Raw genomic sequence first — 16313 nt, forward strand, 5'->3', positions numbered from 1 at the left:
TGGCGGCTTATGAAGGTCATCACTATCCATCGTGTATAATTTCCATGCCAGGACCTGGTGATAAGGTTAATATTGTTGCTAGCGATTGGCACAGAGGCTTTTTATCATCCCATCACTTTGGGGATAATCAAAGCAAGACGCGACTATTCGTCCTTAATATTCCCAAAAATAATCACGTAAATTATCTTGTCCTTGAATCTTGGGAACCGGCGATCTGGAAGTTCCAGGGCAATACAGACAGTATTTCAAAGGTCATTGTTTTGGGCGCGCGATTGGCTGGCGCAGATGCGGCTGGCGTTATCGGAATACCTGAAAACAGGATCCATTTTACCAATCCTGATCTGACCGCTCTTGTTGACGCTCCAAACACATCCTGCACACGTGTTTATAAAGCATGCACATCAAAGCAATGGTTCGGTGATAAGCCGGATCGTCGTATAACATTCCATCCACCTTCAGAACAGTCGCGCTATCAAAGCAAACCGGAACCACCATCTGACTGGGCAGATTTCAATGATCCTTTCGATCCCGAAACCAACATCACCTCTGTTCAGCCTGAAAATCGGGATACAGTTTTTGAAATAGATCCGGCCCTGGTGATTTCACCAAGGCCGGTCATTGCTTATGATGTTGTGCCAGACGTTCGAAACATTCCAACGCCTGACTAGGACAATGTGATCACCAAGGATCAGGTGCGTTCCTGGATCCAAACCTCAACACGGCGGTTGATGGACTGGCCGATTGTATCTGTATTACAAACCGACGGCGACAGCTCGCCATAGCCTTTGGTCTGAAATTCGATGTTGCGCAAACGATTGCCCGCAAGTCTTGCGATGGACTGCGCAACAGATTGTGCCCGGCGGTTGGATAGTGACAGGTTCTGGGTAAAGCTGCCCACATCATCCGTGAAACCCACAACGGCAACCCGCGTATTGGCTGGGCGTGTCTCAAGATAGGAAATCAGACGGTTAAGGTCGTTGATTTCCTTTTTACCCAATGAACTTGACCCGGTTGGAAAGCGAATTGTCGTCGACAAACGATCCCAGCTTTGCATATCTGTCATCAGATTGCGCGCCAAGGTAATTTCGCTTGGGTTTTCAACAGAGTTCAACAGGTTGCTGATTTTCTCGTTGTTCACCAGTTGCGATGTCCGTTCAACTGCGAAGTTCACAAAGCTGGATTGTGCAATTGGCTCATCTGCTGCAGGGGATGATACATATTCCAGAAACTTCCGCGCCTCTGTCGTCATGTTGTCGGGACGATAGTAAAAATACAAACGACGATTCAGCGGGTATTCTTCTGTTTTCACCGCAAAGGTCGACGCCGTCGATGTAATTCCACAAGAACTGGTAAGATCAAGCCGTTTCAGGCCCTGCGAATAGGCAAAGCCCACATAAGCAATCGCATTTACGTCGTTTTGAACCGCGGCCGCCATTTCAGGGTTATCGCCCTCGGGATAAACCGTGCGGCTGCCCAGGGGTCTTTCCTGTCCAGAAAAGATGGCATTTTCAAAAACACCGCGTGTGCTGGACCCATCTTCGCGTGATATGACAGTGATCGGGGCGTTGCGGCCGCCAACCTGGCTCCAATTGGTGATAAAGCCCTGATAGATGGATGAAATATCGCGTGTACTAAGGCTTGAAATCGGATTATCGGGGTGCACGATCACAGCCAGACTGTCCACCGCGACAACCGTATGATTATCGGGGCCGTACATGTCGCCGGCACCTGCGGCAAACAGCGCTGCTGCTTCTTTTACTTTTGCCGGCCGCGATGCCATGCCCAATTCTGCCGATCTGTCCAGCAAAGCATCAAACGCATCCCCGGATCCGGTTGCATTAATATAATGCGTGGCCACTGGTCTGCCGGACGCCGACACATAGCTGGCCAGTGTCACCGTGTCTGACACCTGTTGCGGTGAAAGTTGAGTTCTTAAATAGCTGGCATATCCTTCCGTCAGATAAGGCAGTAAACCCAAACCAAGCGTGTCGGATCCTGCAATACGCAGATCTGCTGACGCGGGATTGACAGATGCAGCTGTTGGCACAGGTGTAGATGTCGGAATAATACTTATACCGCCGACCTGCGGACACCCGGCCCCGACACATCGCACGACGTCAGACGACATTTTGATATTACCAAGGGATGTTTTGACGGTGTAATTTTCATCAGCAAAATCGACAAGCGTCCCTTTTATATCAATTGTACCATCAAGGGATTGAAGTGACACATTACTGCCAACCTGGAAAGTTGGCGCAGGACACCCAGGCCCCGAACATGAAACCTGTGCTGCCGATACTTTCATCTGACCGACAGATGTTTTGATAATGTACTCTGATCCTGTAAATTCGACCAGATCCCCGGACAGATTGATTTCACCATCTGGTGATGTCAGAACAACTGACTCTGCATAAGCTGCTGTCCCTGCAATCGCTAGACTAATGACTGTTGCAGAAAACAGATCTGGATAAAACGCTGTTTTGACGGAATATTTCATTTTTGACCTTTCACGCTCAGACTACTCATCAAGTTTTATCTGAAACTACTTACTCTACGTAAGTTAGACTTTCGCATGATAAATAGGCAATAAAAAGACAAAGTGATCGTTATTTACGCACAATAATAACAATTCAGAATATTTTTCCGGAATGAGCTTATGAAATCACTCATAAATTTTCACGTAAAATTCCGGAAAAATATTATTCGAAATCTTAAAAATGCTCAAACGCACGGACTGAAACGCCAAACCTTTCGCCGAAATATCAGCGATATTTTACTTTGATATGAGAGCAACTTGCGCCGTGAATTTTAAACGACCAGCTTAATCTTTGCAGGAACGCCAATTGTCTAATTCCGATTTTGGCTCATAATTAGACCGAACGTTACGAGGCAAGCAGATACAAATCGCCAAACACCAAAGCCTTCTTTCAGTAGAAATGTCGATATAAGGGCCGCGAAAAGAACACTGATCTCGCGCAGGCCGGAAACCATGCCCATAGGCGCAAAGGCAAGCGCATAGACAATAATCCAGTATGCTCCAACCTGCATCGCACCACCGGCGATACCAGTCAGGGCATTGTTCTTCGCAACAACCAGCATTTCATTTCGTTTCCAAATGAGTGCGATCAAAAAAGTCAGTAACCCGTTACCAATTGTAAGCCACACAGCAAACCCTAGGACTGATCCTGCCTGACGTACGCCCAACCCATCGACAACTGTATATGATGCGATGCAAACGCCGGTTAAAAGTGCAAACAAAATTGCTTTAGGATTAATCTTGCTGACCTTTCCACCATCAAAGGTCAGCGCCATAACCCCGACAGCAAGACAAAGAATGCCAATCAAAGCCATTTGGCTGACTTGCTCTCCGGCGAAAATCAACGCGCCAAGAGTGACAAGAATTGGCGCAGATCCTCGAGCAACTGGATACACCTGTCCAAGATCACCGTGGTCATAGGCAACCGGAAGAAAGAAATGATATCCGGTATGAATTAAGATCGATAGCGCCAAAAGTGGCCAACTGGCAGGATCAGGGCTGTCGATGAACGGTAGTGCAAAGAGTGAGAGAATACTTCCCGCAAGGGTAACGACTGCCATCACTGCGACCCGGTCGCCATTGACTTTAATCAGTGCATTCCAACCAGCGTGCAAAGCTGCGGCCAGCAAAATCAATAGGGTCACATCATAGGTCATGACTATGGAGCCTATCTACTCGTGCGAAAAACACTAGGGGTTTGTTTTGCGACGAAAGCCTGCTTATTCGCACAGCTCGACTGGCCTTTAGATGAACCCTGAAATCAACACATTCTAAACCTGTCTTAACATCGCCGCGCATGTTACTAAAACATGACCGAACCGCCCTTGTTGACACAGGCGATCACAGGCCATTTTCCGGCGGAATCACAGTTTTGTACAAAACTTTTGGTACAAACCCCGTGTACAAAATATACAAAACTGCGTGACGGCGGGGGTGTTTTTCGACCTATGGCGCAACGTTCGGCGCATTTACCTTTACCGTGCGTTGGCTTGCCGGCACTTTACGTACGGCTGCAATTGCCCTATCTGCACTTTTCCGATTTGACCAAGGTACGTGACCCATGCCGATCAAAATTCCATCCAATTTGCCCGCCTATGATGTGCTGACGAACGAAGGCGTCATGGTCATGGATGATGATACCGCGGCCCTTCAGGATATCCGCCCTTTGCGCATTGGGTTACTGAATTTGATGCCCAAAAAGATCCAGACAGAAAACCAGTTCGCGCGTTTGATCGGGGCCACCCCGTTGCAGATCGAACTGACCCTGATCCGGATGAGCGAACATCGCACCCGCAATACCGCCGCCGAACATATGCGCGAATTCTATAAGCCTTTTCAGGATGTTAAAGGTGAAAAATTCGATGGCCTTCTGATCACGGGCGCCCCGATTGAACATTTGCCGTTCAATGATGTGACCTATTGGGATGAACTCAAGCAGGTGTTTGATTGGACACAGACCAACGTGCATTCGACCTTTGGTGTATGCTGGGGCGGCATGGCGATGATCAATTATTTTCACGGTGTGCAAAAGCATATTCTGGACGCCAAGGCCTTTGGCTGTTTCCGGCATAATAACCTGGCCCCCGCATCCCCCTATTTACGTGGGTTTTCAGACGATTGCGTGATCCCGGTCAGCCGCTGGACAGAAATGCGCCAGGCTGAAATAGACGCGGCCTCGGGCCTGACCACGCTTTTGGGCAGCGATCAAGTTGGCCCATGTCTTGTCGAAGACCCAGGCCACCGCGCGCTCTATATTTTCAATCATTTTGAATATGATAGCGGAACTTTGAAGCAGGAATACGACCGTGATATTGCCGAAGGAAAAGACATAAACGTGCCGATAAACTACTATCCCGGCGATGATCCGACAAAAACGCCGCAAAACCGCTGGAGATCACACGCGCACCTTCTATATGGCAATTGGATAAACCAGATTTACCAAACAACGAACTATGATCTTGAAAAAATTGGCCATTAGTCTTCTGATCTCAACCTTGGCGCTTGCCGGATGTGGCGCCTATGTCGACCGCAAGGCCGGCAAACGCGAAGACATGGCCGAAGAAAATTATGGCCCCACAGGTCAGTTCATCGATGTGAACGGCACCCGCGTACATGCCCATGTCGAAGGGCAGGGGCCTGATCTGATCTTGATCCACGGCGCATCTGGCAGTACGCGCGAATTCACGTTTCGCTTTATAGATCAACTGAAAGATCGCTATCGTGTGATCGCATTTGATCGGCCCGGCCTTGGTTGGACGCAGCGGCCCGGAAACCACGGCGGCGCCTTTAATTCAAGGGCCGAAAGCCCGCAGGAACAAGCGGTTTTGCTTAAAGCTGCTGCCGATAAACTTGATGTGCGCGACCCTATTATTCTGGGCCACAGTTATGGGGGCGCTGTGGCATTGGCGTGGGTGTTGAAATATCCCAATCATGCGTCCGCTTTAGTGCCTGTGTCAGCCGCGTCAAACCCTTGGCCCGGTGGGCTTGGGCCGCTTTACGGCGTCAACTCGTCATCGATTGGCGGGGTAACTGTCGTGCCTTTGATAACGGCTTTTGCCCCTAAAAACCGGGTCGAAGGTGTGGTCGACACGATTTTTGCGCCCCAGCCTACGCCATCCGGTTATGTTAATTACATCGGTATCGGGCTGACCCTGCGCCGCGAAACACTTCGCGCCAACGCGCAACAGGTCAATTCGTTACGACCGCACGTTGTGGGCATGTCAAAGCAATACAAAGATATCAACATCCCTGTCGAAATCGTGCACGGCGATGCTGATGATATCGTGCCGCTTGATATCCATTCCAGACCTTTGGCGACCCAAATCCCTGATGCCAATCTGACCATATTACCTGGCATCGGACACATGCCGCACCATGTTGCCGAAGACGCGGTGATTGCGGCCATTGATCGTGCAGCGACCCGCGCTGGATTGCGCTGACCGTCTGCGCGGCGCATATTACCCGAAAATACGGAGACACCGATGCAGCTTCCTTTTGACGGCGCAATCAGCCGCTTTTACCAAGAAACCGCGCCTGATGACATTCGGCAAGCGATCAAAGACAGCAGCAAAGGCGATATTCTAAACCCGCTTTACCATTACCGCGAACGCATGGATCGCAAGGAATACGAAGATCATCTGTATGCCTTGCAAATCGAAATGGTCAAATTGCAAAACTGGGCCAAAGCCAGTGGCACCCGGATTGCGATTGTGTTCGAAGGACGCGACGCGGCTGGAAAAGGTGGTACAATCAAACGGTTTCGTGAAAACCTGAACCCACGCGGCGCGCGGGTGATTGCACTGTCAAAGCCGACGGATCGCGAACGTAGCCAATGGTATTTTCAACGCTATATTGATCATCTTCCGGCGGGTGGTGAAATTGTATTCTTTGACAGATCCTGGTATAACCGTGGCGTTGTCGAACATGTTTTTGACTTTTGCACAGATGAACAGCGTGAACAGTTTTTCCAGCAAGTCTGTCCGTTTGAAAGCATGCTGGTCAGCGAAGGTATCCACTTGATCAAGATCTGGCTGAACGTAGGACGCGCCGAACAGTTGCGCCGTTTTCTTGCACGTGAAAGCGATCCGCTTAAGCAATGGAAGCTAAGCTCAATTGATGTCAAAGGGCTGGCGAAATGGGATGAATATACGGCCGCGATAAGTGAAACGATCAAGCGCAGCCATACCGATGATGCGCCTTGGACTATCATCCGGTCTGATGGCAAGCGTCGCGCGCGTCTGGCGGCCATTCAATCGGTCTTGTCGCGCATCCCCTATGAAAAAAAGAACGAAAAGGCCATCGGTGACATTGATGCCCATGTCGCCGGGGGGCCAGTGATCTGGGATGCCTAAGCGCGGATATCACCACGGCAATCTGCGCCCCGCGCTTGTAGATGCGGCGCTGATACTGATCGAACAGCGTGGCCCCATGGGCTTTACCCTGTCCGAAGCGGCAAAGACTGCAGGCGTCACACCTGCCGCTGTGTACCGTCATTTTGCTGGCCGTGAAGATCTGATCGCTGAAGCGGCCCGGCAAGGCTATGCCATTTTTGCCGATTTGCTGGAGTATGCCTATTCTGACGGTAAGCCGTCTGCCTTGGCTGCGTTTTCGTCCACTGGCCGGGCTTATCTGGCTTTTGCGCGCAAATATCCGGGCCATTACATTGCGATGTTTGAAAGCGGTATTTCTATCCAGCGGACACCAGAACTGAATACGGTCGCAACCCGCGCTCTTGGCGTTTTGGAAAAAGCTGCAGTTGAGTTATCGCAGCACATCCCTGCAGATAAACGCCCACCGCCACAGATGTTTTCCGCCCATATCTGGGCTATGTCACATGGCGTTGTGGAGCTGTTTGCGCGTGGCAGTCCTGGCACAAGGTCGCCTTTCCCGCCCGAAGATCTGCTGGAAACCGGCATCGGTATTTATTTGCGTGGTCTGGGTCTGATACCGCAAGACGGCTAACGGTCAGTGCTGGCCCCGCTTTTCAACCAATTGATAACATCGGTTGCGTTTTGATCTGGCGGAAAGACGGGATAAAATGATTTGATAATCACGCCATCCCGCACGATCAACGTCAGCCGGTGCAACAAGGTCATGCCCGCCGCTTGAAATGTAGGCAGATTCAACGCCTTTGTCAGCGCAAGCTTTGCATCTGACAGCAGTGGAAACGGCAAATGCAAGCGCGCTGCAGCCTCTGACTGATATGCGGTGTCTTGTGTCGACAGCCCAAAAAGATGATCTACACCAAGCGCTTTCAGCTCGGCAAAGTGATCGCGAAAGGCACAGGATTGCGGTGTACAACCGCGTGCGCCGGGGATCATATCCCAGCCATCTGGCAAAGGTTGATCAGGCTGTCCGGTGCGTGGATAGGCATAAACAACCGTTATTCCCGATAGATGCGATAGATCGATCATGACGCCAGATGTCGAAGACAGCTGCATTTGCGGCAACATGGTCCCGGTCAGATGATCTGCAGCGCCATTGTCTTCTGGCTCAGGCAGTTCTGACCAATCTATCTTTTCCAGCGGGGTTTTCATCAGTGAAACACTGCCGGCTTTGTAGCCTTATCAAAGATCTGTAATTCGATTTCGCCTGCGACCTCATCCGTGACGCGCAGTGTATCCCAAAGTGCTTTAAAATCACGAAAGGTGATTGCATCACGGCGCCAGTTTCCGCTGTAAAACTGGGCAAATACGATTTGATTGTGTGCATCTGGACGGCAATCCACCAGCATCGTTTCGCCGTAAAACTCACTGATGACGATTAGATGTTCGGCGCCCTGAAATACGGAATTCGGAAGGTCCGCATATTCGGCGGTTTCTGACAATGTTTCGATACTGTCCACATCGAAAATCTCGCGGCAGGACGGAAACGGGTTTACCCAGTCCTGTTGATTATCAGGGCGTGGATTACGCACCGCGGGCACGACAACCTTGCGAACCGGACCGCCGTCTTGCAGGTGGTAAAGCGCTCGCAATCCATCGGGCAATGTCAGCCCAAGCTCTTTCTCTTTTTTTTGGATCTGCGCTTCGGCGACCTGCAATGTCCAGTTTGGATCGTTGTATCTCTGTTCAAAGATCGTTTCAGCGGTCATGCGCAGGTCGCTTAGCTGAAATGCATTCTGGTTTTCGATATCTGATGTCTGTTGGGTCTTCCTGCGTGCATGTGCGTGATCCGCAAGCGTCAGCAGGCCCGAAAATCCCCCCACAATAGCGGCCACAATCAAGTCGCGTTGCAGGGCAGGAATGTAGTCGTAGTCGGGGTAAAACGCCGCGCTGATACCAAAACCCACAAAGAAAAAAGCGGCAATCCCGAAAAATGACAATCCAGCCATGACGATCACGTCAAGCACCAAGTCCAATGTGTCTTTAAAGCCTTTGTCCCGTTTCAGATCGCTTCCAAAGTACATCGAAAAAACAAACGCCAGTGACAAAGGAACGATCACCCATGTCGATCGCCCCATAAAGCCGTAATAAAGTGCGATCGGGAACAGAGCCAACGAAAATGTCGCGGCCAGTGTTGAGATGACGCTGTCGTTTTTACTATCGCTCATGCTTTTCCGTAAATCTCGACAATACGGGATAGTGCGACATCGGGTGCCAGTTCTTCGCTTTCGCCTGTGCGGCGGCTGGTCAGTTCAACTACACCGTTTTTTAAACCACGCGGGCCGACAGTGATGCGCCATGGCAGACCGATCAGGTCCATCGTGGCGAATTTTGCCCCGGCCCGTTCTTTGCGATCATCATATAGCGGTTCAAAACCTTTGGCGGTCAAAGCGTTATAAAGGTCTTCGCAGGCTTTATCGGCGTCGGCATCGCCTTGCTTCAGGTTGACGATCCCGCAATGAAACGGTGTGACACCTTCGGGCCAGATAATACCATTATCATCATGGCTGGCTTCGATAATCGCGCCCAAAAGGCGGCTAACACCAATGCCGTGGCTGCCCATATGCACAGGTACGGGCTTGCCATCGGGGCCCTGGACTGTCGCGCCCATTGCATCGGAATATTTCGTGCCAAAATAGAAAATCTGACCCACTTCGATGCCCCGTGCGGTGCGGCGGCGGTCTTCGGGCACTTTGGCGAATTCATCCGCATCGTGCGTTTCGTCAGTACGTGCATAGCGGCTTGTAAATTCATCCAGTATGCCCGCACATTGCTCCACATCGTCATAATCAATCTGACGATCCCCAAAGCTAAGATCGGTGACAGCACTGTCATAAAACACCTCGGACTCGCCCGTATCGGCCAAAACCAGGAATTCATGTGTGTAATCGCCACCAATCGGACCACCGTCAGCACGCATCGGGATCGCTTTCAGCCCCATCCGTTCATACGTTCGCAGATAGCTGACCAAGTGGCGGTTATAGGCATGCAGCGCGTCTTCTTTGGTCAGATCAAAGTTATAGCCGTCCTTCATATAAAATTCACGGCCGCGCATCACGCCAAATCTTGGGCGCATCTCGTCGCGGAACTTCCATTGGATATGGTAAAGCGTCAGCGGCAAATCTTTATAGCTGCTGACATAGGATCGAAAAATATCGGTGATCATCTCTTCATTCGTGGGCCCAAACAGCATATCGCGATCATGCCTGTCGCGGATCCGCAGCATTTCAGGGCCGTAGGCATCATACCGGCCGCTTTCACGCCACAGATCAGCAGGCTGGATCGTGGGCATCAGCATCGGAATATGTCCTGCGCGCTGTTGTTCTTCATTCACGATCTGTTCGATGCGCTTAAGAACCTTGAACCCAAGGGGCAGCCATGAATAGATACCTGCCGCGTTCTGCTTGATCATGCCCGCCCGCAACATCAATCGGTGACTGGCGATCTGTGCCTCGGCCGGTGTTTCTTTCAGAACTGGCAAAAAATAACGGGACAGGCGCATGTGTATTCCTTTGACAAACGTTTCTAGCGGTTTAGGGCAGCCCGATTGCGCAAGCAAGCGCCAGACCAGCCGTTTATCGCATTAAACGGCGCTTTTGCGGTACAATCAGGGGCTTGCATGACATTGCGTCATGGGCGATGTCATAACAAAGAGAATTTAAGGACAAAAATGGCTTTACCCGTTCAACAACAGGCAAAATTCTGGGGGCTCGCGATTGCGGTCTTCATGGGCATTCTTTGGTTTTTAGGCGATGTTATCCTGCCATTTGTTCTGGGTGGGGCGATTGCCTATTGTCTGGATCCGATTGCCGACAAGCTGGAAAAATGGGGTGCAAGCCGTGTTCTGGCGACAGTGATCATTACAGTTTCGGCGATTGTGATCTTTGTTCTTGCGATGCTTCTGATCGTGCCAACGCTTGTATCACAGGCAAGTGACTTGATCGCAGTTGCGCCGAAGCTGTTTCAAGATTTGCAAAGTTTTCTGACTGATCGTTTTCCGTCGCTTGTCGATGCCGGGTCGCCGATGCGCCAACAGCTGCAAGCCATCGGAGAGGCGATCCAATCCCGTGGCGGCGAGTTACTGAATTCTGTGCTCAGTTCAGCGATGGGCGTGATCAACGTCGTCGTGCTGATTGTTCTGGTGCCGGTCGTCACCTTTTATCTGTTGCTGGATTGGGACCGGATGGTTGCCAAGATCGACGATCTGTTGCCACGTGATCATGTGCATACAGTACGCAAATTGGCTAAGGAAATGGATAAAACGCTGGCATCGTTTATTCGGGGCATGGGCACGGTCTGTCTGGCGCTTGGTACCTATTATGCTGTCGCACTAATGGCGGTTGGTCTGCAGTTCGGCTTGGTCGTCGGGTTTATCGCAGGGTTGATCACTTTTATCCCCTATGTCGGCGCGCTGGTTGGTGGAATGCTGGCGATTGGGTTGGCGCTGTTTCAGTTCTGGGGCGATTGGACATCGCTTGGTATGGTCGCTGGTATTTTTATCGTCGGCCAAATTATCGAAGGAAATATTCTGACGCCAAAACTGGTGGGTGACAGTGTGGGGTTGCATCCCGTCTGGTTGATTTTTTCGCTATCCGTTTTTGGGACATTGTTTGGATTTGTCGGAATGCTGGTTGCTGTGCCTGTTGCAGCTATGTTTGGTGTTCTGGCGCGATTTGCGATCAACGAATACAAAGGTGGGCTACTTTACAACGGCTATAGCGGTCTGGCGCAAGACTCACCCGAAGATGATGAAACCACGGGCAATGGCTAAGCAGCTTGGGCTAGACCTGCCCAGCAAAGCGGCGTTAGGGCGTGACGATTTTTTTATTTCCCCAGCAAATGCGATTGCGGTTGCGACGCTTGAGAATTGGCAAAATTGGCCCAACCGCAAGTTGGTTCTGGCGGGTCCACGAGGATCTGGTAAAACCCATCTGACGCATGTCTGGGCCACTGAAACCGGTGCGATGGTTATTGCAGCGACTGACCTAGCAGGCATTCCTGTAGAAGATACCGCCTCTGCTTCTTGCATCGCCATCGAAGACATTCCCGACATTGCTGGAAATCCCAACGTCGAGCGTGCACTGTTTCATCTGCACAATCTTGTTCTGGCCCAGAACGGTACACTTTTATTGACTGGTGATACGGCCCCGTCGCGCTGGCCTCTTGATTTGCAGGATCTTGCCAGTCGAATGCAGGGCACGTCTGTTGTGGCGCTTGAGCCCCCTGATGATCAATTGTTGTCTGCCGTTTTGCTGAAACTTTTCGCTGACCGGCAACTGACGCCAAAGCATACTGTGATCAGCTATCTGATTGCCAATATGGATCGGTCGTTTGACATGGCCGGACGTGTCGTGGCCGAAATGGATCGGCTTGCTTTGGCAGACCGGCGCAAGCTGAACCGTGGCCTTGCCAGCGATGTGCTGGACATTCTGCGCGATCCATCAACATAATTGTCACCATACCGTCACAGCAAATTGCGATATGGTCCCTTATGATAAAAACTGACTTTTTAAAATCTGATTTTCCCAAGGCCATTAAGCTGGACGAAGATCTTACGGGATCGGCTCGGTTTTATAATCGCGAACTCAGCTGGCTTGGTTTCAACTGGCGCGTTCTGGAAGAGGCTGAAAATACCCGCGTGCCGCTTCTGGAACGACTGCGGTTTTTATCGATCTCGGCCAATAATCTGGATGAGTTCTATACCGTGCGTGTGGCAGGTTTGCGTGAATTGGCCAATGCCGGCAACACCACACCTGCGGCGGATGGGCTGTCAGCGGCAGAACAACTTGTGCTGATCGATACGAATGCACGTACGCTGATGGAGCGCCAGCAAGCCGTTTATAACGATCTAAAGGCAGAGATGGAGGCCGAAGGCATTCACATTCTGACCGCAGGCACTTTATCAAGCGACGACCGCACGTTTTTGGATGAATTCTTTCTAAACCAGGTGTTTCCTGTTCTGTCGCCGTTGGCGATTGATCCTGCGCATCCGTTTCCCTTTATCCCCAATACTGGGTTTTCACTGGCCCTTCAGTTGCGGCGCCTAAAAGATAAAACACCCCTTCAGGCACTTTTGCCGATCCCACAGCAGATTGACCGTTTTATCGCACTGCCGTCAGAACCGGGTCAGTATCGGTTCTTGCCGATGGAAGACATGCTTTTGCTGCACGCCCAAGGTATCTTTCCGGGATATGAAACCATCGGGTCCTGCACGTTTCGGGTCTTGCGCGATAGCGATCTTGAAGTGGAAGATGAAGCAGAAGATTTGGTGCGCGAATTCGAAGTTGCCCTGAAAAGACGCCGCAGGGGCGAGGTTATTCGCCTGAAAATTAGTACCGATGCCCCCGCTGGTCTGAAGTCGGTCATTATGGAAGAACTGGACGTGATCCAGGATGAGGTCGTTGAAATTCAAGGGCTTATCGGTATTTCAGACCTGTCACAGCTGGTCGTTGATGCCCGCCATGATTTACTATGGCCCAGCTTTACCCCGCGTGTTCCCGAACGTGTCATGGACCACGATGGCGATATGTTTGCAGCCATTCGGCAAAAAGATATGCTGCTGCATCATCCGTATGAAACCTTTGATATGGTGGTGCGGTTCCTGAAACAGGCGGCACGCGATCCCAATGTGGTTGCTATCAAACAGACGCTTTATCGGACATCAAAAAAATCCCCCATTGTCGAGGCTTTATGCGAAGCCGCCGAAGACGGAAAATCGGTCACAGCATTGGTTGAACTAAAAGCGCGGTTTGACGAAGCGGCCAACATCCGCCAGTCACGGCGTCTGGAACGGGCAGGCGCGCATGTTGTGTACGGGTTTATGCACTATAAAACCCATGCTAAAATCAGTACAGTGGTGCGGCGCGAAGGTGATCAACTTGTGACCTATACTCACTATGGGACAGGAAATTATCATCCGATTACGGCACGGATTTACACAGATTTATCCTTGTTTACCTGTGACGCGGCATTGGGACGTGATGCGACCAAGGTTTTCAACTACCTTTCTGGTTATGCCGAGCCTGAAAAACTAGAAAATCTTGCAATCTCGCCTTTAACGCTGAAAGCGCGTTTGATTGATATGATCGGTGCCGAAGCTGATTATGCCCGTGCAGGTAAGCCCGCAGAAATCTGGGCAAAAATGAATTCCCTGATCGAAAGTGATGTCATCGATGCGCTTTACGCAGCCAGTCAGGCTGGTGTGAAAATCAATTTGATCATTCGCGGTATCTGTGGCTTGCGACCCGGGGTCAAAGGATTGTCAGACAACATTCGCGTCAAGTCGATTGTCGGGCGGTTCTTGGAACATTCTCGTATTGTCTGTTTTGGTAATGGGCATGGACTTGCTAGCAAAAAAGCCAAAGTCTATATCAGTTCGGCTGATTGGATGGGCCGAAATTTGAACCGGCGAGTTGAAACGCTGATCGACATCACCAATCCAACTGTCAAAGCACAGATTGTCAGTCAGATTATGGCGGCAAACCTGGCCGATGTGGCACAAAGCTGGATCATGGCGGCCGACGGCAGCTTTACGCGCCCTGATCTGCCCGAGGGCGAATTTGCGTTCAGTTGTCACCGTTTCTTTATGGAAAACCCATCGCTGTCTGGTCGTGGGTCGGCTGGTGCTGCTGACGTGCCAAAATTGACCCATACCGAAGATTAGAATGGTAAAGACGCCTTTCAAAATCTAGTCTGAGTTCATCGTTTAATCTCTTGTTAACCACGCACCCATATGCCGCGCAATGGGATAATTTAGTGTGGTAAACATATGTATAACGTAAATATTAATTTGGATTCAGTTGGTTACAGTAGCGATACAATAACAGAAGCGAATTTTGGTGCGAATATGCTGTTTCATACGGATCGAACAGCCGATGGATCTGATTTCAGAAGTGTGATCGACAAAGTTGATGTCAATTACATCAGATACCCTGGCGGTACGATTGCCGAACAATTCTTTGATATAACAGATCCGAATTCGACGACTCGTCCCAACGTGATTGATAACAATGGCGAAGTCAGAACGGTCGAAACGCTTAGCAACTTTATCGGATATTGCGACGAAATTGATGCAAACCCTGTCATCGTTTTGCCGACCTATCGGTACTATGACGAAGAAACTGGCAAAGTGCGTCCCGAAGCTGAAACAGAGTACCGCGATTTTATTCGCTCATTGCTGACGGATGACTTCGGCAACGTTGACAGGGTTACGATCGAAATAGGCAACGAATGGTATCAAGATCGTTTTGGTTGGGACGTTGAACAATTTGGCGAGTTTCAGGCAACCGTTGCGTCCTGGATTGACGACGAAGCGTCTTTGCTGGGGCAGCGCGATAATCTGACTTTGCTTGTGCAAGCAGGCAGAAACGATACTACGGAAAGCAATGATGTGCTGTCTTCATTCTTCCAAGGCGATGCTGAGGCACTGGTAGACGGCGTGATCACCCATCTTTATGGGACAAACAATTCCGGCAATCCCCTTGGGATCGGAGGTGGCATCGGTGACCGCCTGGAAGATATTTCCACCGTTTGGTCCAATGCCCTGGGTCGCGATGTCGATATCGCTGTAACCGAATGGAACGTCGGCGAAGATGGCCCGGACAACACACTTATTAATGGCATCATGCGTACCGCCCCATTGCTTCGGATTTTCGGCGAAATGGTGACCAACGATGTTGATCTGTCGATGATATGGTCCACGCAAACACTTCACATTGCCGGTTTAAGCACCAAAGAAGGACGTGGTGACGATCTGCGACCCACGGGCTATTTCTATTCGATGCTATCAGATGCGCTTGTCGGTACGCGACTTGTGGATACAACGTCCGATTTCAAGCTGAAAGACAGTTTCGGCAAAACAGTGGGCTATAACTATAATTTCGAAGATACAGGCAATTATGTCAGTTACTTTGTATCCGGCGTCGATGGCGATATTGATCTGAATGTGGATTTGTCCGATTACTACGCCGCAGATGCCTATGTGTACGCAACCATTTTGGGTGCCGCACCGGGTGATATTGGTACGGACTATCTTTCTAAGACATCAATATCGCATTTGACCAATTTGGATTTCGCCGCATTTGGGCCTGACGGATGGAATTTCGAACATACCCTTGGCGCGTACGAATTAGTTCAGCTTCGGATTGTTGTCGGAACGGGTGTCCAGATCGAAGGCGACAGTCAAAATGCCATAGACGATGCGCTGACCGGAAGTAGATATGCAGATCATCTGGCCGGACACATGGGCGATGATACGCTTGATGGGGGCGCAGGCGATGATACCTTATCCGGTGGAACGGAAAACGATGTATTGCATGGCGGTTCTGGTTCTGACGTTTTGGACGGTGGTTTGGGTTTTGATTTTGCGAGTTACCGTGATTCTGGTTCTGGCG

General features: G+C 50.5%; 14 protein-coding genes. 9 read left to right on the forward strand and 5 right to left on the reverse strand.

The window, feature by feature from the left end; genetic code table 11:
* Nucleotides 1-44 precede the first annotated feature (44 nt).
* Nucleotides 45-668, forward strand: coding sequence for a hypothetical protein (locus HRQ87_RS18255; RefSeq protein WP_174139881.1), 624 nt, complete (start codon nt 45-47; stop codon nt 666-668).
* A gap of 20 nt (nt 669-688) precedes the next feature.
* Here HRQ87_RS18255 and HRQ87_RS18260 read toward each other — a convergent pair whose 3' ends face one another.
* Together HRQ87_RS18260 and HRQ87_RS18265 are read right to left on the reverse strand one after the other, a co-directional pair.
* Nucleotides 689-2497: a phosphate ABC transporter substrate-binding/OmpA family protein gene (locus tag HRQ87_RS18260; protein ID WP_174139882.1), complete on the reverse strand. Its 1809-nt coding sequence runs from the start codon at nt 2495-2497 to the stop codon at nt 689-691.
* Between the two features lie 350 nt (nt 2498-2847).
* A complete protein-coding gene (locus tag HRQ87_RS18265) occupies nt 2848-3693 on the reverse strand; it encodes an EamA family transporter (RefSeq protein WP_174139883.1) in 846 nt (281 codons plus the stop codon).
* Nucleotides 3694-4097: 404 nt separating this feature from the next.
* Here HRQ87_RS18265 and metA point away from each other — a divergent pair, with 404 nt between their 5' ends.
* From metA to HRQ87_RS18285, 4 genes are read left to right on the forward strand one after another with little or no spacing between them, the layout of a single operon-like run.
* The gene (metA, locus tag HRQ87_RS18270) at nt 4098-5015 is read left to right on the forward strand and encodes a homoserine O-acetyltransferase MetA (RefSeq protein ID WP_174139884.1); all 918 of its coding nucleotides are present in this window, start codon (nt 4098-4100) and stop codon (nt 5013-5015) included.
* Complete coding sequence (locus HRQ87_RS18275; protein WP_246252457.1) at nt 4990-5976, forward strand: alpha/beta fold hydrolase; 987 nt, start codon at nt 4990-4992, stop codon at nt 5974-5976. The genes metA and HRQ87_RS18275 overlap by 26 nt, the downstream gene beginning before the upstream one ends.
* A gap of 42 nt (nt 5977-6018) precedes the next feature.
* A complete protein-coding gene (gene ppk2, locus HRQ87_RS18280) occupies nt 6019-6888 on the forward strand; it encodes a polyphosphate kinase 2 (protein WP_174139885.1) in 870 nt (289 codons plus the stop codon).
* Entirely contained in the window at nt 6881-7498 is a 618-nt protein-coding gene (locus tag HRQ87_RS18285; protein WP_174139886.1) for a TetR/AcrR family transcriptional regulator, read from the forward strand. The genes ppk2 and HRQ87_RS18285 overlap by 8 nt, the downstream gene beginning before the upstream one ends.
* On the opposite strand, the gene HRQ87_RS18290 is transcribed toward HRQ87_RS18285, so the two are convergent.
* The 3 genes from HRQ87_RS18290 to proS are packed head-to-tail and all read right to left on the reverse strand — an operon-like array spanning nt 7495 to nt 10423.
* Entirely contained in the window at nt 7495-8073 is a 579-nt protein-coding gene (locus HRQ87_RS18290) for a peroxiredoxin (protein ID WP_174139887.1), read from the reverse strand. The genes HRQ87_RS18285 and HRQ87_RS18290 overlap by 4 nt on opposite strands.
* The gene (locus HRQ87_RS18295) at nt 8073-9089 is read right to left on the reverse strand and encodes an SMI1/KNR4 family protein (protein ID WP_174139888.1); all 1017 of its coding nucleotides are present in this window, start codon (nt 9087-9089) and stop codon (nt 8073-8075) included. Before HRQ87_RS18295 ends, HRQ87_RS18290 begins: the two co-directional genes overlap by 1 nt.
* Nucleotides 9086-10423: a proline--tRNA ligase gene (proS, locus tag HRQ87_RS18300; RefSeq protein WP_174139889.1), complete on the reverse strand. Its 1338-nt coding sequence runs from the start codon at nt 10421-10423 to the stop codon at nt 9086-9088. Before proS ends, HRQ87_RS18295 begins: the two co-directional genes overlap by 4 nt.
* Before the next feature lie 168 nt (nt 10424-10591).
* Between proS and HRQ87_RS18305 the strand changes: the two genes are divergently transcribed.
* The 4 genes from HRQ87_RS18305 to HRQ87_RS18320 all read left to right on the forward strand — a co-directional run.
* Nucleotides 10592-11692, forward strand: a complete 1101-nt coding sequence (locus tag HRQ87_RS18305) for an AI-2E family transporter (RefSeq protein ID WP_174139890.1) — start codon at nt 10592-10594, stop codon at nt 11690-11692.
* Complete coding sequence (locus HRQ87_RS18310) at nt 11685-12371, forward strand: P-loop NTPase family protein (protein ID WP_174139891.1); 687 nt, start codon at nt 11685-11687, stop codon at nt 12369-12371. Before HRQ87_RS18305 ends, HRQ87_RS18310 begins: the two co-directional genes overlap by 8 nt.
* Before the next feature lie 41 nt (nt 12372-12412).
* Complete coding sequence (locus tag HRQ87_RS18315; RefSeq protein WP_174139892.1) at nt 12413-14584, forward strand: RNA degradosome polyphosphate kinase; 2172 nt, start codon at nt 12413-12415, stop codon at nt 14582-14584.
* A gap of 105 nt (nt 14585-14689) precedes the next feature.
* On the forward strand, nt 14690-16313 hold a 1624-nt coding region (locus HRQ87_RS18320), incomplete at its 3' end, for a calcium-binding protein (RefSeq protein ID WP_425501609.1).

It is taken from the genome of Parasulfitobacter algicola, from assembly GCF_013315265.1.
GTDB classification, from domain to species: Bacteria; Pseudomonadota; Alphaproteobacteria; order Rhodobacterales; family Rhodobacteraceae; genus Parasulfitobacter; species Parasulfitobacter algicola.